General features: G+C 56.6%; 19 protein-coding genes and 2 pseudogenes. 11 read left to right on the top strand and 10 right to left on the bottom strand.

Translation table 11 applies throughout. The features are described from left to right. Nucleotides 1-2 precede the first annotated feature (2 nt). The gene (locus tag ACFZCE_RS25685) at nt 3-1031 is read right to left on the bottom strand and encodes a hypothetical protein (protein WP_390943361.1); all 1029 of its coding nucleotides are present in this window, start codon (nt 1029-1031) and stop codon (nt 3-5) included. A gap of 471 nt (nt 1032-1502) precedes the next feature. Between ACFZCE_RS25685 and ACFZCE_RS25680 the strand changes: the two are divergent. From ACFZCE_RS25680 to ACFZCE_RS25665, 4 genes and pseudogenes are all read left to right on the top strand, one after another. After that, nucleotides 1503-1754: pseudogene (locus ACFZCE_RS25680) on the top strand (hypothetical protein); the annotation flags it as partial. A gap of 106 nt (nt 1755-1860) precedes the next feature. Beyond that, nucleotides 1861-4359: an ADP-ribosylglycohydrolase family protein gene (locus tag ACFZCE_RS25675; protein ID WP_390943360.1), complete on the top strand. Its 2499-nt coding sequence runs from the start codon at nt 1861-1863 to the stop codon at nt 4357-4359. Nucleotides 4360-4372: 13 nt separating this feature from the next. Beyond that, nucleotides 4373-5239, top strand: coding sequence for a hypothetical protein (locus ACFZCE_RS25670; RefSeq protein ID WP_390943359.1), 867 nt, complete (start codon nt 4373-4375; stop codon nt 5237-5239). A 28-nt stretch (nt 5240-5267) separates the two neighbouring features. Then, nucleotides 5268-6197 (top strand): 5'-nucleotidase, encoded by a 930-nt coding sequence (locus ACFZCE_RS25665; protein ID WP_390943358.1) that lies wholly within the window; start codon nt 5268-5270, stop codon nt 6195-6197. 91 nt (nt 6198-6288) lie between these two features. Here ACFZCE_RS25665 and ACFZCE_RS25660 read toward each other — a convergent pair whose 3' ends face one another. Then, nucleotides 6289-6669 (bottom strand): hypothetical protein, encoded by a 381-nt coding sequence (locus ACFZCE_RS25660; RefSeq protein WP_390943357.1) that lies wholly within the window; start codon nt 6667-6669, stop codon nt 6289-6291. 106 nt (nt 6670-6775) lie between these two features. Between ACFZCE_RS25660 and ACFZCE_RS25655 the strand changes: the two genes are divergently transcribed. After that, complete coding sequence (locus ACFZCE_RS25655) at nt 6776-7648, top strand: WYL domain-containing protein (RefSeq protein WP_390943356.1); 873 nt, start codon at nt 6776-6778, stop codon at nt 7646-7648. Between the two features lie 30 nt (nt 7649-7678). Here ACFZCE_RS25655 and ACFZCE_RS25650 read toward each other — a convergent pair whose 3' ends face one another. From ACFZCE_RS25650 to ACFZCE_RS25640, 3 genes are all read right to left on the bottom strand, one after another. Next, complete coding sequence (locus ACFZCE_RS25650; protein ID WP_390943355.1) at nt 7679-7954, bottom strand: YkgJ family cysteine cluster protein; 276 nt, start codon at nt 7952-7954, stop codon at nt 7679-7681. Beyond that, nucleotides 7951-9573, bottom strand: a complete 1623-nt coding sequence (locus tag ACFZCE_RS25645) for a hypothetical protein (protein WP_390943354.1) — start codon at nt 9571-9573, stop codon at nt 7951-7953. The genes ACFZCE_RS25650 and ACFZCE_RS25645 overlap by 4 nt, the downstream gene beginning before the upstream one ends. Before the next feature lie 68 nt (nt 9574-9641). Beyond that, nucleotides 9642-10922, bottom strand: a complete 1281-nt coding sequence (locus tag ACFZCE_RS25640) for a hypothetical protein (protein ID WP_390943353.1) — start codon at nt 10920-10922, stop codon at nt 9642-9644. A gap of 145 nt (nt 10923-11067) precedes the next feature. On the opposite strand from ACFZCE_RS25640, the pseudogene ACFZCE_RS25635 reads away from it, so the two are divergent. Then, nucleotides 11068-11253, top strand: a pseudogene (locus tag ACFZCE_RS25635) (PepSY domain-containing protein); the annotation flags it as partial. 376 nt (nt 11254-11629) lie between these two features. Here ACFZCE_RS25635 and ACFZCE_RS25630 read toward each other — a convergent pair. The 3 genes from ACFZCE_RS25630 to ACFZCE_RS25620 form a co-directional block, all read right to left on the bottom strand. Then, entirely contained in the window at nt 11630-12772 is a 1143-nt protein-coding gene (locus ACFZCE_RS25630; RefSeq protein WP_390943352.1) for an inovirus-type Gp2 protein, read from the bottom strand. Nucleotides 12773-12990: 218 nt separating this feature from the next. Next, nucleotides 12991-13620, bottom strand: coding sequence for an inovirus-type Gp2 protein (locus ACFZCE_RS25625; RefSeq protein WP_390943351.1), 630 nt, complete (start codon nt 13618-13620; stop codon nt 12991-12993). Between the two features lie 65 nt (nt 13621-13685). After that, on the bottom strand, nt 13686-13955 hold the full coding sequence (locus ACFZCE_RS25620; RefSeq protein ID WP_390943350.1) for an AlpA family phage regulatory protein: 270 nt from the start codon (nt 13953-13955) through the stop codon (nt 13686-13688). 339 nt (nt 13956-14294) lie between these two features. Between ACFZCE_RS25620 and ACFZCE_RS25615 the strand changes: the two genes are divergently transcribed. Beyond that, nucleotides 14295-15455 carry a hypothetical protein gene (locus tag ACFZCE_RS25615; protein WP_390943349.1) on the top strand — a complete coding sequence of 387 codons (1161 nt, stop codon included), beginning with the start codon at nt 14295-14297 and terminating at the stop codon, nt 15453-15455. Nucleotides 15456-15474: 19 nt separating this feature from the next. Here ACFZCE_RS25615 and ACFZCE_RS25610 read toward each other — a convergent pair whose 3' ends face one another. Further along, a complete protein-coding gene (locus ACFZCE_RS25610; RefSeq protein ID WP_390943348.1) occupies nt 15475-16881 on the bottom strand; it encodes a DUF3987 domain-containing protein in 1407 nt (468 codons plus the stop codon). A gap of 606 nt (nt 16882-17487) precedes the next feature. Between ACFZCE_RS25610 and ACFZCE_RS25605 the strand changes: the two genes are divergently transcribed. The 3 genes from ACFZCE_RS25605 (at nt 17488) to ACFZCE_RS25595 (ending at nt 19831) form a co-directional block, all read left to right on the top strand. After that, on the top strand, nt 17488-18453 hold the full coding sequence (locus ACFZCE_RS25605) for a DUF932 domain-containing protein (protein WP_390943347.1): 966 nt from the start codon (nt 17488-17490) through the stop codon (nt 18451-18453). A gap of 740 nt (nt 18454-19193) precedes the next feature. Then, entirely contained in the window at nt 19194-19442 is a 249-nt protein-coding gene (locus ACFZCE_RS25600) for a DUF6124 family protein (protein ID WP_390943346.1), read from the top strand. A gap of 53 nt (nt 19443-19495) precedes the next feature. Further along, nucleotides 19496-19831: a hypothetical protein gene (locus tag ACFZCE_RS25595; RefSeq protein ID WP_390943345.1), complete on the top strand. Its 336-nt coding sequence runs from the start codon at nt 19496-19498 to the stop codon at nt 19829-19831. 44 nt (nt 19832-19875) lie between these two features. Here the strand turns inward: ACFZCE_RS25595 and ACFZCE_RS25590 are convergent, their stop codons facing one another. Continuing rightward, nucleotides 19876-20187 (bottom strand): EthD family reductase, encoded by a 312-nt coding sequence (locus ACFZCE_RS25590; RefSeq protein ID WP_390943344.1) that lies wholly within the window; start codon nt 20185-20187, stop codon nt 19876-19878. Nucleotides 20188-20270: 83 nt separating this feature from the next. On the opposite strand from ACFZCE_RS25590, the gene ACFZCE_RS25585 reads away from it, so the two are divergent. Further along, nucleotides 20271-20864, top strand: a complete 594-nt coding sequence (locus ACFZCE_RS25585) for a TetR family transcriptional regulator (protein ID WP_390943343.1) — start codon at nt 20271-20273, stop codon at nt 20862-20864. Nucleotides 20865-21363: the final 499 nt, after the last annotated feature.

The following is a 21363-nucleotide window of genomic DNA, read 5'->3' as shown; positions in this document are numbered from 1 at the left end:
GTTCATGTCCTTCGTTGCAATACACGCAGCAGCATTCCGGCCGGCATCTCGCCTGACACACAGTGGCTGGCGGCGGTATCGGTATAGTAACGAATGATGTCGTTCAGCCAGTCCTTTAGCGCAAGTATCGCCTCGGAAGACGCGTCCCGGTTGCAGACGCCAATGATATCGCTAGCGGGAAAAAGCTTTTCCGCACAGAGCAGCGCTGATACACCATCGGCCACCACTAACCACGCTGCATGTAAGGCTTCGTCCTGATTCACGCGTTCGTTGAGGAAACGCAGGCGTCGTATGTATTTTTGCTCGGTGAGATTAAGAGTCAGCAGATCGGCCAGCGAAAGTCGGCGGTCAGCCGACGCGAAGCCAGTCGCATAAAACTTTTGCATATAGGTCGAGTCCCGCGCGGCGCCTTGTCCAACTAGCACCAGGCCGTCATAGGACCGCCGCAGGTTTTCTTCCAATACAGGGCCGACGCAACCAGGCAGATCGCTATACGCGGAGAGCTCCCGCGCCTCTAAGTTCTGAGGCAACTGCGGCACTGGGCAATCGCGCAACTGCCAGTCGGTCGCGTTGTTCCGCATGATGTAGCGGCTGCAAGCCCCGTGCATGTTAGCGACTTTTTTGCCCTTGAACTTCACGACCGGACGGTGTTTGGCGAGCTCGAGAACAACGGCGTCCAAGGCATTATCGTAGGCAACAAAACGCCAGCGGGTATCGTCAACAACGTTACGCACATCCCACGCGGTTGCTTCGGGAGAGCCTTCGTGACGCATTCGAGCGACACGCTCGCGGCAAAATCGCAGCAGAAGATCGAAATGCGTATCCAAGTGATGTGCCGTAGTACGCTCAAGATCGCTCCGAAGGGCACCCAATGCGATTAGACCCGCAGCCTCCGAATCGCCCGGCATTGATAATAGGCCGATTCGGCGCGCGCTACTGTCAGCCAGGCGCCATTTGTAACCCAAATTGAGTGCAACAGCTGCCCATACAGGAATCGCGTCGTACAATTCGCCCGCTTCAAAATATTGCATCCTAGCAATCCTAAGGCTCTCAAGTATCAAAAACAGCGACGGCTGCTTTGCCCAGCCAAGGAGTGATGCCCGCGGGGTGCACAGGATCGTCCGGCATTCCCTAGCCCATGCCGCCCATTGAGGACAGGAACGCCCCAGTTTCGGAAAGCCGTAAATATCACAAGCCCATACCTAATTGGCAAGTACAATTCTACCGCGCCTGCTCTGCAGCGCTGACCCTAGTCTTACAATGAGCTCTGCTCCTTCATTAGCCTTCCAAGGCTTCTAAACGGCACGGCGGCAGAGTTCTTGAACTGTCGATACGCCTAAATAACCCTGCCGGCCAGGATGTGGCATGGCTGCGCACGGCTTGAAGCACGCCATCCCAGACTTCGGATCTCCTTACACTCCAACGACTATCAAGTCGAGTAACGCAGGTTATGACAGGACATGGCTGACGAGCGGCTGATCCGATAGTGCTCGTTTTTGTGCAGACGCGCCCATGACGCGCTGGCTAGGCGTAACACCGCGGAGGTGCTCGGGGTGCTGTTCAACCGCATCTTTACGCTGCGCAATCAAGTGATGCATGGTGGCGCGACCTGCAACGGCACCACCAACCGCGCACAACTTCGCGATGCCACCGGGCTGCTCGGCAAGCTGGTGCCGTTGATCATCCTGCTGATGCTGGACAACCCCGACACGCTATGGGGCGATGCCAGTTACCCGGTGGTGGAGGCGCAATAGGCACGCTAGCCATCTGAACGAAAAGCTTACGTGTGCAGATCCACAGCATTGGCGCGGGTGCCGGCGGCCTTTAGTGTGCCGCCATCGCATTCACGACGAGCACTCCATGGCCGCACTCACCAGCAACAACGCCCCCCTGCAGATTCACAGCGTTCGCTACCCCGGCGAACTGGGCATGACCCTCTGCCCCGGCAAGCATCAGCCTGGCGCCGCCAGCGGGCATTTCCTCCGCGACCTGCAGCAAGACCTCGACCTGATCAAGGCGTGGGGTGCGGCGGCGGTGGTGACCTTGATGCCCAGCACCGAGCTGGCGACGCTGCAGGTGGCACGGCTGGGTGAGCAGGTGGAAGCCCGCGACATGCTCTGGTTTCACCTGCCGATCGAAGACCAGCAACTGCCTGGCGATGATTTCGAACGGGCGTGGGTGTATGCCGGCGTGCGCCTGCGGCAACTGATCGCGGCCGGCAGCAAGGTGCTGCTGCACTGCCGCAGTGGCCTGGGCCGCAGCGGGCTGATCGCCGCGCGTTTGCTGATCGAGCTGGGCATGAGCGACGAAGACGCCGAGCGCAAGGTGCAGGCGGCCCGCCCCGGCACCCTGGTACGCCCGCAGCAGTTGGCCTGGCTCGGCCAGCGCGAGGTGATCCGCAACGACCCGTGGATGGACCGGGTGCTCGGTTGCCTGCTCGGCGGCGCGGTGGGTGATGCCTTCGGCTATGAAGTCGAGTTCGACCGCCTGGCGCGCATCAAGCAGCGCTTCGGCCCCGCCGGCATCACCCGGCCGGTGTATCACCAGGGGCAACTGGTGGTGAGCGATGACACTCAGATGACCTTGTTCACCCTCGAAGGGCTGCTGCGCTGCAGCAACGCACGCGGCGAGCTGCAGCATGGCGACCCGCTCGAAGAGGTGCGCCACGCCTGCCTGGATTGGCTGGAAAGCCAGAACGGCGGCGACAGCGTGACCCGCACGCCCCGCGGCCACCTGGCTGCACACGCGGCCCTGCGCGTACGCCGCGCACCGGGCAACACCTGCCTCAGCGCCCTGGCGAAAGGCGGCCGCGGCACCCTTGAGCGGCCAGTGAACGACTCCAAGGGCTGCGGCGGGGTGATGCGCACCGCGCCGATCGGCCTGCTCGCCCACGCCGACCACCTCGACCTCGGCGCCCGTGCCGCCGCGCAAACCCACGGCCACGTCGACGGCTGGATGCCCGCCGGCATCCTTGCCCGGATCGTCGCCCGGCTGGCAAGCGGCGAGGAAAAATTCCTCGCCGTGCGCCACGCCCTCGACGACGCCAGCGTCTGGGCGCAACGCCATGGCGTGCAGTTCAGCAACGACCGCTACGTACTGGCGCGCGAGCTCGCACGCAAGATGCGCTACAACCCCGAGCTCGCCATCGCCCGCCTCGGCGAAGGCTGGGTGGGCGACGAAGCACTGGCCATCGCGCTGTACAGTTTTCTCTCCGCCCACGACTTCAGTGACGCCATCCGCCGTGCCAGCAACCATGACGGCGACAGCGACTCCACCGCGTCCATCGCCGGCCAGCTGTGGGGCGCCGCCTGCGGCATGGATGACTTGCCCCACAGCTGGGTCCGCCGCCTCGACGTGTTCGACGAAGTGCTGCAGCAAGCCGAACAGATGCGCCACTGGCAGCGCCCGGCTAGCACAGACGCCAGCGCCCCACCGCCGCCGCATGGGTTGGAGCCCGGCATCCGCCTGCTGGAAATGACCCAGGAGCTGCACAGCATGGGTTACCAGCGCCTGCGGCTGTTTCCGTACATGGCGGCCTCCGGCTGCCACTGGCGCATCGAATGGGTGCCTGTGGAGGCTTTCAAGCACGGTACCGCCGAGCCGCCAGCCACAGACAACCCGCGCCTGGTCGCGCGCTACAGCACCGGGGCCGAATGGGCACCCTTCGGCTGGCAGAACGCCGAGGCCCTCAGCCCGCAGCAAATGGCCCGGCAATTCGTGCAGCAATTCCCCGAACTCGCCCTCGCCGGCCACGGCCAAGACTGGCCCTACGCCGGCTGGCTCAGCGCGCTGCTCGGCGAAGCCCGCAAAGGCCACCTGCCTTACATGCTCGCTGATGACGAGGACTTCAGCGTGGAGCACGGCGTGCCGCTGTTCGGCGGCGAGCGCTTCCCGCTGCCGCCGGCGTTCGGTGCGGTGGGCAGCGCCGAAAAACAGGCCGAGCCGGAAGAAACCCCGGAGCCCGCAGCCTTCGACTTCAGCGACCTCTACAGCCGCAGCCACGGCCTCGCCGCGCTGTACCACAAGGGCGATGCCTGGTTGCTGCAAACCACGCAACTCATCTGGCAACAACTGCCCGAACCCAAGGCGCGCGCCGCCACCCGCCTGTGCGCCCTCAACGACCACCCCGGCAGCGGCAAGCGCGGCCTGCACCAACTGCTCGAACGCTTCATGCAACTCGCCGACGACGCCTGCGCCCAGGCCGCCGGGCAGGCCGATGAGGAATGGGTGCAGCCGGACGGGCAAATGGACTGGCGCAAGGTGCACCACACCTTCGCCCGGATGGACGAGGCCGTGCTGGCGCAAGGGTACTGGTTGAGTGAAGTGATCGAGCGGGTCATTCGTGGGCAGGAGGGGTAAGGCGATGGTGGACATGGATGCGTTGATGAAAGGCTTGCCAGCGACCGGGCTGCAGCCATTGGTGCTGGCCATTATCGACGGGCTGGGGATTGATTTGCTGGAGCCGCCGTTGGGGCAGCGGGTGGCTTATATCGAGCCGGTGGGTGCGTTGACACGGCTGCAGGAATTTATGGGTGCCGCCAGGCCGCTGGCGGAAGCGCAGGCGCTCGAACGCATGGCGCACCTGCGCGAGCACCTGCCGGCGAGCGACTGGGTCAACTTTCTGGATACGTCCTACGTAACGTCCGCTGATTGCGTACCGTTGACAGCGTTCATCGACTGCTTGCGCCAGCCCCACCCAGGCAGCGCAGGCATATCGGTTGATATACTCGACTACCTCGAAACCGCTGGTCACTTGTGCACCACCACAGCGATATTCCAACAATACGGCGGCCACGGCGGGCAGCGAGTGTCGTTGCACGACCTCGCCGCATTGGGCAAGCCAGTGAACCTGATCGAGTTCATGCCTGCCCCAGCCTGGCTGGACGACGACCCGTTCATTCCCGGGGGGCCATTTACGGCTTGGTACGAGGCCATGAAACACGTTGCCCACGCATTGGAGCAACGGCTGGGCGAGTACGTCTATTACTTCGCCGATCCGGATTGCGAACTCGACGACGATTTTGTGCATCGTTTCCTCGTAATGCACTGGTGCTGTTCGTATCAACCTGCATCTGCCTATGTCCAGTACCTGCTCAGAATCAGCGGTGCTGCGGATGTGGAGGCCCTCAAGGCCGCGTTGATCGACCCTCGGCACTACGCCAGGCATGGTGGATACCGGGAATGGGACACCCACTTCCTGCGGCTGAAATATGTGCCGCGTGGCGCCGCCCCCAAGTGAACGGAAAACTGAGATAAAAAGGCCGAACATGCCCTACCCCATCGAAGAGAAACTGGTTGTCGGCGTCGCCTCGAGCGCACTGTTCGACCTGACGCAATCCCACGAGGTGTACCTGAAAGACGGCGTCGATGCCTACCGCCTGCACCAGGAACAGCACATCGACGAGCCCTTCGGCAAAGGCGTGGCATTCCCGTTCATTCGGCGCTTTCTCAGCCTCAACCAGGCCTTCCCGGCCGAGCAACCGGTGGAAGTGGTATTGCTGTCGCGCAACTCCCCGGAAACCGGCCTGCGGGTGTTTCGCTCCATCCGCCATTACGGCCTGGGCATCACCCGCGCGGCGTTCATGACCGGGCGCTCGCCGTACGAGTACATCCCGGCATTCAACGCCTCACTGTTTCTCAGCGCCAACGAAGAAGACGTGCAACGCGCCATCGACGCCGATTACCCAGCCGGCCGGGTACTGCCATCGAAAGTCTATGACGATGCACTGGACCCGGAACTGCGCGTGGCCTTCGACTTCGACGGCGTGATCGCCGACGACGAGGCCGAAACCGTGTTCAAGCGCAACCTCGACCTCAACGAATTCGAAGCCCACGAAACCGAACGCCAGGCCATCGCCCATAAACCCGGGCCACTGGCCGACCTGTTTCGCAAATTGTCGAATATCCAGGCACTGGAACAACGCCGGCTGGCCGAGGACCCGGAGTACTCGCGGATACTGCGCATTGCGATCGTTACTGCGCGTAGTGCACCGTCCCATGAGCGGGTGGTGACCACGCTCAAGGATTGGGGGGTGTCACCGGATGAATCGTTCTTTCTCGGCGGGATGGAGAAAGCCCGGGTGCTGAGCATCCTGAAGCCGCATATGTTCTTTGATGATCAGCGCAGCCATCTGATGTCGCCAGCGGGGGATTTGCCGTTGGTGCATGTGCCGTTTGGGGTGGCAAATCGAGGGTGAAGATGGGTGTTTCAAGCTCTTTGGCCTGGTCTATGAGCTGGTCTAATGACCCCGTCGACAAGACCCGACCGAGTTCCTGGAAGTGAGGTCATTACCGCCCCCTAACCCCCCGATACTCCTCCAACAACTGCGCATACCGCAGATGCACCAACCCGCCCTCCCGCTGCGCCTCGGCCAGTTGCCCGAGTGCCTGATGCAGCGCCGCCCGAACCTCTTGGGCCTCTTCCCGAAACACGCCAACCTTGCGCTCAAGCTGTTCCACATGGGCCCGCTCGGCGCGTACTGCGGATTTCAACTCGCGCTGAGCGTGTTCCTGCTCCCACACCAACCGCTGCTGGCGCAACAGGTCACGCTCGCAATCACCCGCGCGGCGGCATTGCTCGCGCGCCTCGCCAACACGCTGTACCAAGGCAACGCTCAGCCCAACAGCGGCAAGCCAACCCAGCACTGCGAAAACATCCATTGCACTCATTCACGACTCCGTCAGCTAATTCATGGCGCTGAAGATATGTCGCTTGAAACGACACATCTAGAGTGTTTACATGCACAGGTAAAGTTTTCACACACAAGGACGCGGGATGAAACGCAAGCAAGCCATCGAATCCGTACGCTGGGACCTGGCACTGCGCTATCGGTTGATCGAGACTGTGGCGTGGTGGGAAGGCCGCTTGACCACCATCCATTTGAGCCAGAGTTTCGGCATCAGTCGCCAGCAGGCTTCGAAGGACATCAACAGCTACATCAACGACCATGCGCCGGACAACCTGATATACGACAAGCATTTGAAGGGGTACGTCCCGAACAAGGGCTTCAAGCCACTGTTCATCGATGACAGCGCCAGCGCCTACCTCCACCTGCTCAACCAGAACCACGAACGCGCACCTCACATCGAGGGGCTGGCGCTTGCCTATGCGCACACCCAGGTGCTGCAGGTGCCCGACCGCTCAGTGCAGCCCGAAATTTTGCGCCCGCTGCTGCGCGCCTGCCGCGAGGGGCTGCGCCTGGAGTGCGAGTACGTGTCGCTGGCCTCGCCTCAAGCCGAAACCCGGCTGATCGCACCGCACACCCTGGTGTATACCGGCATGCGCTGGCACGTGCGCGCCTACTGCGAGAAAAACCGCGACTACCGCGATTTTGTGCTCAGCCGGCTGCGCGGCGAACCCGAGGTGCTCGACCCCTCCGAGCACCGCCGCGAGGCGGATCTAGGTTGGAACACCGCCGTGCAAGTGATCATCGAGCCGGACACCCGGCTGAAACGGGAACAAAAAGCGATCATCGAAACCGACTACGGCATGCGCGACGGCCAACTGGCCATCGACACCCGCGGGGCATTGGTGCAGTACGTGCTGCAGCGCTATCAGATCGACCCCACCAAAGTGCACGCCAAGGCGACCGCGCAGCAGATTGTGGTGAAAAACCTGGGGGCGTTGGGGGCTTGGTTGTATCAGTGATGGGAGGTCACGGTCCCAGAGGGGCCGAGCCTAAACCTCTCGCTCCAGGCTCTGCAAGGTGTGGCAGGCATCGATGTTAACCGCCACAAAGCGCTCCCATGTGTAGTGCTGGGCATAGTGCAGTTCATATTGGCGGTCTACCCGGCAAATGTCTGGGCGGCTGTCGTACACCGCACAGCGCTTGTCGGCATCGCCGTAATGCCGGCAAACGCCGTCACCCCGGTCGAGATGACGGGTTGGCTCGGCAAGGTGCACGTTGCGGCAGCACAGCCCACATTGCGTGCAGGGGAAAGCCGCTTCGCTCATACCAATGAGGCCAGCCAACTGCGCGTGCTGGCGACATTACCGACCTCGAAAGGCATCTCGATACCCTGCGCCTCGACCTGTTGGCGCAACACCACGCTACGTTCAACCTCGCTGCTGCATGCCTGCAGTTCTGCGGTAAAGGCCTGCAACTGCACTACGTCCAGATTGAACTCCATCTGGCTCAACTCAGTAAGGTAGCGATCCAACTGAGCGTTGATTTCCTGAAACTGCTTGAACACACCGGCATAAGGCGGCAGCGTTTCGACGAACGCCCAGAGCTTGAGCGCAAGGCTGCTGTGCAATAGCACATAGTTCAGGCCCAGGGTGACCAAGCCTGTGAGCAACGCACTGGCGAACGCAGCGAGCTCGGCGCCGAATGGGAAATTGCACAGCGGCAGCAGTTGCGCGTGAGCCATCGAGCCCACCACCGTCGCCGCGCCCACAGAAAGTAACGAGGTCACAGCCTGGCACAATTCAACGAAACCCAATTTTTCAGGGTTGAACACCATGAGCTTGACGGCCTTGACCAACGAGCCCCATACCTCACGAATGATCTTGATCGCCATTCGCTGAGTGGTGGCCAGGATGTTGAACACGGTAGTGGTCAGGCTACCCAAGGCGCCGGCGAACACGCCATCCTTGAAGCCGGTCAGAAACGCGCTGAAGCGCACCTTCACACGCTCCCATATACCCTGGAGCGTGGCGGTGATGCCTTCGATGAACACCTCGATGTTGAAGCGTTCCTTGAGCCTGACCAACAGCGCCGGCAGTTGCTCGCGTAACTCGAACCAGACTTCAGCCAGCACTAGGCCGAGCATCTGCCGGGTGCCCATGGCCAAACCCGCTACGCCGGCCGCACTGGCGGTTTGGCGCAGGAACTTGCTGCTGGTGTAATAGGTGGCATTCACCTCACGCTCGTAGGCGCTGCGCGCCTCGGCATCACGCTTGCGCATGGCTTCGGGCTCAACCGCCTTGAGCGCGTCGATCTTGGTGGTTGCCTTCCGGATTTTGTCTTCCAGCTCACGTGCCTCGTGCTGCTGTTGCGGCGTGTCCCGCGGCATGGCCTGCAAACGTGCGCGATCCTGGGCTTGCTGCTGTTCGTGCTGGGCAATCAGGCCGGGCAGTTTGCTCAAGTAGTCGTCGATAGCGGTTTGTTTTTTCGACTTGTTCACACTCTCGTGGGTCGACTGCAAGTTGCTACTGCGGTTGGCCAAAGTGGCGCCGCTAAGCCCAGCCAGCACACGGCCTGCATCATCGTGAATTTCCTTGCCGCTGATCACATGGTCAAGGTTACGTGTTTCACCCAAGCCCATCACAGTGTTGCGGTAAGGGTCTATGAGGTTGCCTGCCAAATGGGCGGCTTTGTCTGCCTGGCCGGTGGCCACGTAATTGGCGTGCGTGTGATAGGGCGTGCTGTCGTAGGCGCCGCGTTGATCGTACTGCTGCTTCGACGCGTCGGTTGCCCAAATGTTGTTGCGTACATTGTTGATGGTATCGACGTTGCCACCGACTTGGTCCTTGAACAACATGAAATCCAGCCCAAAGCTGGTGACCAGGCTGTTAACGACGGTTTTCTCGAACTCGGCGGCCCAAGGGAATTCTCGCGCTGCGGCGTGCATGACGGCGTCCTTGTCTAGGGAAGGTACTGACGAATAAAAGGGCGGGGCTGCTAGGCCCCGCCTCACACTCAGGCCGGGGCAACTTCACCTGCGCGGGTTTTGGTGTAAGCGATCTTGGCGTCGAGCTCCTCGGTGTTGAGCACCATCGAGCCATCGGCGTCGGTGTCCATCACTGGCACGTTGTTTTCGTCCAGCACCACTTCGCCATTGGCCTTCTTGACCTTGAACAACGGGGTGGTGATTAGGTTGACCAGAATCGAGGCAAGGGTGAAGCCGTTGCTCACCGATTGCACAACGGTGTCGCACACCCGCGCCAGCACTTCGTCCGGGTTTTGCTTGAGCACCTTGGCTGCCTCAACCTGGCTATCAATCGCCTTGAGGATCTGGAAGTAGGGTTCGAACTGCGCATACACACCCTTGAGTACTTCCAGCAACTCGAAGCCGTAGTCTTCGACCTTGCTCAGATGCGCTTTGGCTTTTTCCAGCTTGGCCTGCGCGCTGTCGACTTCACGGCTGGCCTTGCTGGCGTTTTTCAGGGCTTCTTCACCGTGGCTGTTATAGGCCCAGCCTGCGATGGCGAGCACTGGGCCGGCCACTGCCGCACCGAGGATTGCTGTGCCGCCGGCCATGCCCAGGCCGCCAGTGGCCAGTGAGCCGCCACCAATAGCCGCCAAGGCGGCGTTCGAAGCGGCCACACCGGCCAGCGAAGAAATGGCCGTGCCGGTGGAGGCCGCGCCCAGAGCCATCACCCCGCCATACACTGCAAAGCCTGCCGCTGCGCCCGCCATACCCGCCCCGGCGGCGGCACCCAACACACCAATGGCGGTGTAGCTGTAGTCTTCGATGCGTTGCAATTGGTATTTCGGGACGTTGATGTCCAGCTTTTTCTGGCGGCCGCTGTTGAGTTGCGCGAGCAGTTTGTCTGCCAACGTTTTGAACTCGTTGAACTGCTCACCCATCTTCAGCTCGTCTTCACCCAACACGGTCAACGCGCCGGTCGTGGCTTTTTCCTGGGCATCGAAGGTTGCCTTGGTTTTGGCGTAACGGGCTTTTGCGTTGTTGACGATGTCGTCAGCCTCAGAGTGCTTCTGGTAGCCGTCATAGCCTTTTTTGGCACCGTATGCGGCAGATACGAGCGCGGCAGCGCCGATGATGAGCGGAAGTGGCATTTCAATATCCCTTTGATCAATTAAGCGAACGGAACGCCACCAACGATGGCCTGAAGCAAGCAAGCTCTTGGCCCTGGGCTGCAGCGGCAAGTCACGAGGCTTATCGGCGATTGACCATGAAGCTTTAAACGCAGTAACCGATTTTTGAACCGGTTCACAAAAGCGAAGCGGCAACCCCATATCACGCTCAAGCCGCTCTGGAGCGGGCCGATATGACCTGCGCGCAAACGTTCATGCGATATGACGGGCCGACACAGCTGAAAGCCGCCCGTACGGACGTCACGCCTCGGGTCAATGGATCAATGAAGCGGGGGCAGGATGTCCGGATTGGAAGGTCAGCAAGGAACAAGCAGAGGTCGCCCTAAAGGCTGCGGGATATACTCAGGTAACCAAGATTGAAGCGGATGACGGTCACTGGGAGGGAGAAGGCACCAAGGCCGACGGTATGAAATACGAGTTCCATGTCGATCCGCACACCGGGAAAATCACCAAAGACGAAATGGATCATTAATCAGCGAGGGGCCTTGACCGGCCCCTTCGCCTTAAAATACAGGACCAGACATGCGTTGAGGATAGCGTTCAGGTTATTTGTAGCAGATTTCGGGCGATGCTACGAAACTCAGCAGCTAGGTCCCGCCATGGCAGCTCCAGTGCGTTGCTGGCCGCAGAGCAGCCATTGGCATGCCTAAACGGCGATCGAGCCTCAGACAGCGGCTGAAGGGCCCCACACGCTTTACAGCGCAACGCATCGCCCTGCTCTTCCCATTTATCAATCCAACGCTGCTTGGCCATACCCAACTCTTTTGGATCAGGGTAATAGAAAGCAACAATGGAGGAGTGAAAATGTTCTTTCACCCATCACCAGTACGTCTGAATCGGAGCGCTAGTCAAACCAGCGCTTCTGGCCATTGTGTCTCTCCCTTTACGGGAGAGCGAGGCCGCCCCCGGCTCGGGCCGTCCGCCCGCGGCCCTAGTTTACCCCTGATGAAAGCCCGTACCCCAGGTAAGGCCAAGCGCAATAATTCATCGGGCTTGGTTACATAGGCTGCGTATAGTTCAAAACCTTCACGTGCAACGGGATCAGTGTGATGCACTGCTCCCAGGAAGCATTTGGGATACATCTCTTTACGAGCATTGCAGTTGAAGTGACTTCCCATCCCTTGGGTTATCACTGAGTCCCAATGTTGGCCTATGGCCTTGCCTAGGATCATATCCTTACGGACCGTAGAGCCATCGAAGAAGAATAACCCATGGATGTGATAACCCTTGCGCTGCCCCATCTCGAGTTTGCAGACGTATCCTACCAGAGGCCCTAGACGACCATTTTCAAGATCCTTGATCAATGCATCACGATGCCTACAGACATCAGCCCCGGTCAGATACCGGGCTGATCGGTATTGCTGGAGATATGATAGATCTACACGGACCACGAGCATTCTTGAATGCCTCGCGAACAGTTCGCTCGTGTAGGCCATGAAGGTATCATAGTGTCTTTTAATAGGTCGCCTATAGGCTTTGAGCCTAACCTTGAAATCTCCGGTGTTCACTTCAGATCGGATATCAGCGATACAGGCGTTTAGGCGGTGGATCACGTCTGGAACGTGCTCCCCTGTATTTCGAAATAAGCTGATATCCAACGATATCAATTTATGATAACAAGCATGCTTGTAGAACACCTCAAAATACGGATTAAATTGTGAATTAGGGAAAGTATCGAACGCCTGTTTTATATCGTTCTTTATACAATTCATGAACCTGCGACCCATTCGGTGCACTACTACTCTAGGTAGGTCGTAACGGTCTTTACCCATTGAGAACAGGTTGTGCTTGGTCACCACCATATCGTGGATCATGGGAAGAAGCCTGAATGCAAGCCAATTTCTGGCTTCGTATTCCTCATCACACTCCAGCACTCCCTGCTGTTTCTCATGCATACTTTGCTTTATGAATGGAAGAGAGGCATCCCTTAAAACCCTCATTGACTTTGAATGTGCTTCCTCAGCGATAATTTCTTCAATAGGCATGACCATATTTTACTCCTTAGCCATTGCAAGGTTGCTCTCACAAGCCAAACCCTTGTCTCGACCCACATAACCCAACAAACCTGAAAAGAATATTGTTATTGAATAAGATACAATAATAGAATCATACAGAAATCAGCAAACATAAGCCCTATCGAGGAATATCACATCATTTCAGATGGTTCCTCTTTGCCTTAAAAAATCAATGTACAGAGCTTGCATCACATTTAATGGACGCATTGAATACTGCACCTGTGAGTCAGCAAATCTTCTTCCGCTAGGCTATACCCAACATCTACAGATTCACTCCATGCATTAAGGCTCATCATACGCAAATCGAGCATGTCATTCATAAATTGTTGCGCACCGTGCCCATTGATTATTTCATTGGATCTGTCAATCAACAGCCTGACTAGCGATGGGTGATTATTCACATCCACCCCAAGTAGGCTCGTCCAAGCTTGTTGAATGCAACGTGACAAATTTTCTCCATCGAGATCGGGACGACTCAGTGTCCGAAAGACATCTCGATTTACCATCAACACCAGATGAACGTGCTGTCTACCATCCTGAGATCTTAAATTTCTTATCCATACAGCTCTAGCTCTTGTGACCCTTTCTCGAGAAAATTTTCGATTCATTCTACGCGCCAATGCATAGATCCTGCTTCTTAACAATTTTAAGAATTTTCGCATAAAAGAGTTATCGAATGGGGCGTTACCGATCGTACGCATTGGATAGTTCAAATCCACCCGAACAACTAAGATCCGACGATGATCCCCCATCGCATAGCGCAGCACTCCGGAGACAATTTCAGAAAATGTAAAGACTGCAAGAGGCTCATGTAGATCTGGCATATAGCTCTCCAACAAAAAATTGATAGCACGACGAAACTCACCCTAATTTTCTACACCCCACAAATTCAGCTGCGTCCGGGCGGTAACTGACCAAGTGATGCATCTGTCGTTTTGCTGGCGATCCACTCATCTATTTCATGTTCTATAAATCCAATTGCTCCTCCAACCCTACTGGTTAATCTAATTCGCTGTGGGAAGCTGGGATCGTAGTATTTAGATTTAGGATCCATCAAATTATACAGAGTAGTTCTAGATAAGCCCGTGCGCTCACTTACGGATTTCATACGTAGCACACGAACCTTGACGGGCGAATTTTTTAAATGTGAATTGTGCATGGAATGCGACCTCTGGCGTACAGGAGCAACACTGCCAGATCCCTCTGAGCATCGGGGGATTCCATAACTGTTATGAGGTGTTATAAGAAAAATCACGCTCTCTAATGGCCTATTCTTGCCTAGCTCCTGCACAATCGAAGGCTAATAGCTGATGATCGGCCTCAAAGGCCCAAGGAGGCAGTCGAGCCTTTGAAGCTCTGAGCGTCGTTCATCTGAATTCCCCGAACCACCTCGCAGGTGCAATCGAGGAAAAAACTGGTTGCAAGATAAAAATCTTTTCGATATAGATACCCATCTGGTAACACTCGACTCCTTAATTACTGAGAATATGAGGCCATTGTGAAACAGCTACTAGAGGATCTCCGGGTACCATTTTCATTCGAGGAGGCTGCAGACGAGCTTAAGCACCCTGCTGATGAAGTTATTGATCTTTTGACATGGGCCCACATTGAACCCCTGGTTGAAATCCCTCTGGATATGGAGCCTAAACTTTTTTATGACAACCTTAATATGTCATTCAGGCTACGCTCACTGACCCAGAAACAGAGTGATGCTACATACGTGATCATCGACAAAGAAACTTTAAAATCAATAGCATCGGGAGGAAAAATAACCATAACCAAATTTAAATCAATCAAATTACACGACAGAACTTCTCTAACGAAGAACAACCTACATACCAAGGTATCCAGAAGCCTACTAAAGACTTACAGACTACAACTCACCGCCCCGTATCCAAGTTATGACCCCAAACCTCCACTACAGAAAATAATTAATTTCTACGAAACTTTTAAATCTGATTCACAGCGAATGTGGATCTCGTTAGATACAAAACCAATTGAGCCCATACACAAGCTAACGTTACCAAGCCGCACCCTGCCACTCGAAAGTAGGGGTTATGAGCTTAACACTCCTCCCCCGCCCTATAACTTTTACCTTGACTTTATGCTTGATCACACACAACCGACCAGGGAAGGACATCCAAAAAATCTTAAGATTAGTCGTCACGATATCTGTTTCTATTCATCTGACATTTACTCCATCAAAGCATTTTTAAAGGGTATTGAAGACGAACGTAAAACCCTGAAACCTGAATCCAGACTCGACATAGTTAACGGCGTGGCACGTATCTTTGAAAATAAAATACTTTCGATTCACAATTCCGAAAAAAAATGGAAAGACCATGAACACGGACAGGAAATATTTAATTATTTAAAAAGCAAATTAAAACTAGAAGATAGTTCTATAGACGCAGCCATGAAAGTAATCATTAGTCACGCCACGGTCTTTGACGATGGAGAGCCTGAGATAGTAACGCCATTGGAAGGTAATCCCACCTATATGCTTGAGGCATTAGCGCGGGTTAATCATGCAAAAAAAATTGCACCGTTAATCCCGCGTAGAGAAGAACACAATATGAGTGAACACCGAGCGGAAATTCTTTCGAAATGTGGCATCAAGCCCGGCATCGCAAACGGCATTCGCTCTTTGCTTGTTTGATTTACCGTACTAAAAGCCCTTACGGGCGAAACACAACCCCTACGGAATTACTCCCATAAGTTTGGAGCACCAAATTTCCTCTGGATACCAAAATATCAAAGGCCGCATCGAACCGCCCTCCTTTTCTTAAGGCACCTGGGCATCGTTGTCTCACATAATTTTTTCCATAAGCCGACATGGGTGACACCTCATACCGCGTACGAAACCAATTATACAAGGCTCTTACATCACCCTCACCGGACGATTGCTCTGAAAACATCTGACGAAACTGGTCGACATGCCAAAAACACAAACGACACGCAAAATCGAGTGTTTCTAACGAAATACACCCACTCCTACGTTCAAAGAAATGTAGCAGCGCCGCCACACGAGCTATATTTTCAGGTGTCCTTGCAGCCAGATCATGGAAGTCATCGAATCGCCCTCCTTGTCGCTGCTCCCAAATCACGGCATTTTTGATAGAAACCCAAAATGGTCGCGCCTCCGCCGACATCCCTAACTCAGTACAATCTACTCCGTACAGGTTCATACGCAGTAACTCACTAATCTTTAAATTAAACGCTTCTAGGCTAACCCACTCCAGCACTCTATCATCTACGAGCTGACCTAGCATATTTTGCGGTATTGCTAAAGCTAGACAACGTGCAAAAAAACCTGACTCTTTTGCAAGCGCACCGTACTTTGTTATAAAAGATTCAAAAACACCAGGCTGACTCATGATTAGTATTGATAGCTTAACTCCTCTAAGACTGAAGCTATCACCCGTCTTTCGATCAACCGTAACTCTATCCCCGCTCCAGATCTGATTAAAGGCCGGCATGTTCCTCATCGCATGCTGCGACAATATTATTCCCCCTTCACTCGTCACCAGCCATGCATTTTTTCCGCCTTCAGCCATACATGCCATGAGAGCCTCCGGCGTGGTATCTTCAAAAATCATTCGACAAACGGTAGGAGCTTCTGGCCTAGCTTGGTCATGCTTACGTAACAATACCTTTAGCGCTTCGTTACCTGGTGACTTCTGGATCTGTTTCAGTAAACTCTTTTTTTCCAACCTCCATACTTCTAATTCACTTTCAAAGGCCCGCTGCGCTTCTGTATACGATCTAAATTGAGACTCCTCAAACTCTTCAAAAGGTTTCTTGAAAAGCTTGGCTATCCTATTTTTACCTCCGCCTGACGGAACGGTAATCAAGGCATTAAGGGAGACCGGCAAGCTACCCCCGCTTGGCATTTTTACACTTAAAACCCCTTGTAATGCAGCGGATATTGCGCTTAATGCAGTGAGGGAGATCAGAGGCAATGGCAGGCCGAGGTTTTGATGTATTTCTGAAATTGCATTGTTGAACAAAGGATGCGCTTGAGACAGCGCAGGGAAATGACAGCCCGGAAAGGGCAGTTGCGGGTAATACAGCGATGTATACATGATGGACACTCCTAAGAGGCGATGATGGCCTAGCGAAGCGACCATACCAGCAATCAAGCTGACTGAAATGATTTCATAACGGTTATAGCCAGTTACAGCTCAGTTATGCTCCTGAGGCAGCGAGCTGATGAGCGATATCCTGCGATTCCGCTACGAGTAGCAGAAATAGCTGCTACTCGTCAGAGAAGCACATCTATCGATAACGAAGCCGCGTTCGATTCCAAAAAATCTAAAACCTATATCGCATAGCGGAATCCACCACGAAGCCTCCGTCGATGCCTACCAAATGCCCTTACTGTTGTAGCTGTAAAACACTTTCAATTGACTCTGTCCACCGCATCACCATCGTCGCGAAATCCGTAAACCGGCTTATCATTCACCAAGTCTCGAAGAACAAAAATACGGCAAGAAACCCTCTTATATTAGCTGGACTCGAGGAGCTTGCGGGTAGGTTATTTGATGCTTTGGATCTAGCGCTAAAAATAAAATATCAAAGTGCGACTGCAGTAAGTGCAACCCATGTATGTATACGTTGCGGGCGCATATTTAGCTTCCCCCTCAACTACGCGCTTGATTCCAAATCATAATCTCAAGGACTATCTAATCATGGCACATGAAATTCATCAAATGGCCTATGTCGGTGCAACTCCGTGGCATGGCCTCGGGAACCAGCTGCTTCCTAAGCAGCCGTTAGAGGCGTGGCAGGAAGCCGCCGGGATGAATTGGCAGATCGAATCCGGCCCAGTCCATTTCAAATCTACAACCAAAGGAACTCTTTCGGAGATTCACTCATTTCCGGATCAAAAGGTGCTGTACCGCTCCGACACCCAAGAGCCATTGTCAGTGGTATCCCATCGTTACCAAGTGGTTCAGCCAGCCGAAGTCCTCGAATTCTACCGAGACCTTACTGAGGTCTCGGGTTATGAGCTTGAGACTGCTGGTGTACTTAAAGGAGGCCGCAAGTTCTGGGCCCTCGCCCGCACTGGCCAGTCGACAGCGCTTAAAGGAAAGGACGAGGTGGGAGGCTATCTGCTGCTAGCAACGTCTTGCGACGGCACGCTGGCCACCGTAGCTACGCCGACCACGATTCGAGTAGTTTGCAACAACACCTTGGCTATATCGCTCGGGAGTGCAACCGGCGCGATTAAAGTGCCTCACAGCACTCGCTTCGATCCGCAAGCGGTGAAAAAGCAGTTGGGTATCGCCGTCTCGCAATGGGACGACTTTATGTACCGTATGCGCCAGCTAGCGGAACGCAAGGTCTCCCCTCAGGAAGCCCAAGCGTACTTCGGCCAGATCCTACACACCGAAGCCGCCCCACGCAGCAAAACCAAGCCTGCGGTGAACCATGCTTTCCAGAAGGCTATGGCGCTCTACACAGGGCGCGGGCGCGGGTCTGACCTCGTATCAGCCAATGGTACTGCCTGGGGCTTACTGAACGCCGTCACCGAGTATGTGGACCATGAGAGACGTGCTCGATCGGTAGACTATCGCCTGGACTCGGCCTGGTTCGGCCCAGGCGCGGGAATCAAGCAGCGTGCATTGGATACTGCGCTTGAGCTGGTTGCCTGAGCGTCCAGGCGCATACGCGGGATGCCCTCAGGGGCATCCCATATTTCTTTTTTAGGCGCAAAGGAGTTCATAATGTTGAAGCTAGCGTTGGGCTGCGCCCTTGCGGCATTCGCTCTGATAATCGGCTCGGCTAAGATCATCGTTGCAGCGGAAATCAATACCCCTGCTGTGTGGCTGCTTGTAATCGCTGGGGTGCTGGTAGCCCTATTCAGTAGAGAGAAGGCCCATCGTGCTGCTTGCGCCTGAGACTAGATTACCTTAGCGGCTCATAGCGCTCCTAGAGTAAGCCCAGCCGTAAACCTGTCCCTCCTGCACATTGGAGGCCAAGGGTGACTCAAGCCTTACTCAGTCAACCCGTATTCCAAAATGTATTCCAACTGAAATTTTAAAACTTAATTTATCTATTTAAATCAATAATTTACAAGAACGGTTCAGATCACCCCGGCCCTACCGCGCCCTCCCCCTTGCCCCACTCCCCCCACCCCGCTACCCTTCCCCCCGTCGCCGTCAATCCAGCGACCTGGGCGTAGGAACCCGGAACAAAACTAGGCGCGCACGTGCCAACCGTACCACCTGCGGTCGCTACCCAAGCGCCCCCGCAGCCTGTTATGGCAGCTGTGCGCGGGCACGCTCGCGCGTGGCCGGTTGCCTAGAGTTCCGGTATTCCTACCCCGCGTACAGTTGCCACCCAAAGCCCGTAGGAAGGCCCGTGGCAGCTCCATAACTCTGGGAGCCATCACATGCACACACACCACTCCACCCCCACCCTCCAACAACTCCTCTACGACGCAGAAGAACTCCTACGCTGCGCCAAAGCCACCGCCTACGAAAGCGCCGACACCCTACACGGCTCCCAACGCGACCACGCCTTCGCCGCAGTACACCTCATCGAGATGGCCCGCGAAAAATTGAACACGGCTCTACACGTGGAAAACGCCTACAAGCCATTTGCCACCCCAACCGTATCAATCCCAACACAAACCCGCTAAAGTGCGCGCCGCCCGCGAAATGGATCCGGGCACACGCATGGAGTCACTCGACAGTGAAGCGTTTTACCAAGGCAATCGCCGCCGCCACCCTGGGCCTGGCCCTGGCCGGCTGCACCGGCACCCCGATGAAGTCCCCGCAGTACGACAGCACCCAGTACACCGTTGTTGGCCACAGTGAAGCCACGGCCACCGGCCTGCTGCTGTTTGGCGTGATCCCGATCCAGCAGAACACCCGCTTTGTGCGCGCGCAGAACGCGGCGATCAAGGCCAAGGGCGGTGATGCGCTGATCAACACCCAGGTTCAGGAAAACTGGTTCTGGGCGTGGGTACTGACCGGTTACACCACCAAGGTGTCGGGTGACGTGGTCAAGCTGAAGGCTGCTCAGTAACACGCAGCACGCCCGGGCCGGCAACCGGCCTGGGCTTGAATGTTTTAGGCCACCCGTACCTGCACGGGCTCCAGGTCAGTGAATTTCGCCACATCCGCCATTACCGCCGGGGCTTCCGGGGAGTTGAGTGCTGCCTGCAGCGCGGCTTCGTCGCGGAAGCGGCATTCGCAGATGCACACGGTGCCGGTTTGCTCTACGGCGGGGTAGAAGGCGGCGATGCTTTCGAGGCCGTATTGGCCCCAGGCGTTCAGCACCAGGGGCAGGTGGGTGGCGACGTAGTAGCCGCGGTCGAAGCGGGCTTCAGGGGTGCCTTGGTAGGTGACGTACACCACGACCTGGGTATTGCTGTTGCTCATGGGGGCCTCCGCGATGGGCTGTGCTTGAATAAAATAATCTCCACTATAAAATTCCCCCACCCTACCCGCAAGCGCGAGGCGCCATGAGCAGTGCAGTGAAACCCGGCCGTGGGCGGCCGCGGGGGTTTGACCCGGAACAGGCCCTGGAAGTTGGCCAGCAGATGTTTCACGCCGAGGGCTATGACGGTGTGGGCTTGGCGGCGTTGGCGGAAACCTTCGGGATCAAGCCGCCGAGTTTTTACAGTGCGTTTGGCAGCAAGGCTGGGTTTTTTGAGCGGGTGCTGCAGCGTTATTCGCAAACGGTGCTGGCGTTGGAGCCGAGCCTGGTGCCGGGGCGGCCGGTGGCGGAGGCGTTTGGGGATTTGCTGCGGCGGGCAGCGCGGGTGTATGCGGCGCACCCGCGCTGCCGGGGGTGTTTGGCGCTGGAGGCGTTGCGCGGCAGCGGTGAGGGGGCGGTGTTGGCGCGGGCGGTGGTGGAGCAGCGGCGGGCGCGGATGCGGGCGTTTGTGGCGGTGAGCCACCCGGGGTTGGAGGGGGTGGTGGTGGATTTTGTCGGGGCGACGATGGCGGGGTTGTCTGCGAGTGCGCGGGAGGGGATGGATGAGGCGCGCTTGGGGGTGGTGGCGGAGATTGCGGCGGGGGCGTTGGTGGGGATTTTGGAGGGGGGTGGGGGTTAGTGCAGGGGCTTGAGGGCCTATCGCCCGGCGCAGCCGGCCTCCCACGGGATGTGTATTGTCACGGAAATCAAGGATTTACACATATCTTGTGGGAGGCCGGCTGTGCCGGGCGAGGGGCCCTGAAGCCCATGCGCGCAGCAAAACCCACCAAGACAACATCAGGGTTTATAACCCTGGATTCACCATGCTGATCGCTTGAGTGCACAGCCTACCCGGTAGGTGGAGGTGCAGGTGGGGGTTAGTGCAGGGGCTTCAGGGCCTATCGCCCGGCGCAGCCGGCCTCCCACGGGATGTGTATTGTCTCGGAAATCAAGAATTTACAGAGAACTGGTGGGAGGCCGGCTGTGCCGGGCGAGGGGCCAGCCAGCCCATGCGCGCAGCAAAACCCACCAACACAACATCAGGGTGGCCTGGTCAAGTTTCTCCGGACACCTCAATAAGTGGTGTCTAGGCAGCTAGCCGCTCGTACTCGTTCGGTGCTCTGTAGCCCAAGGTCGAG

It is taken from the genome of Pseudomonas sp. NPDC007930, assembly GCF_042958985.1.
Classification (GTDB): domain Bacteria; phylum Pseudomonadota; class Gammaproteobacteria; order Pseudomonadales; family Pseudomonadaceae; genus Aquipseudomonas.
The sequence above is the reverse complement of the archived record's forward strand: the minus strand, read 5'-3'. Positions and strand labels throughout refer to the sequence as shown.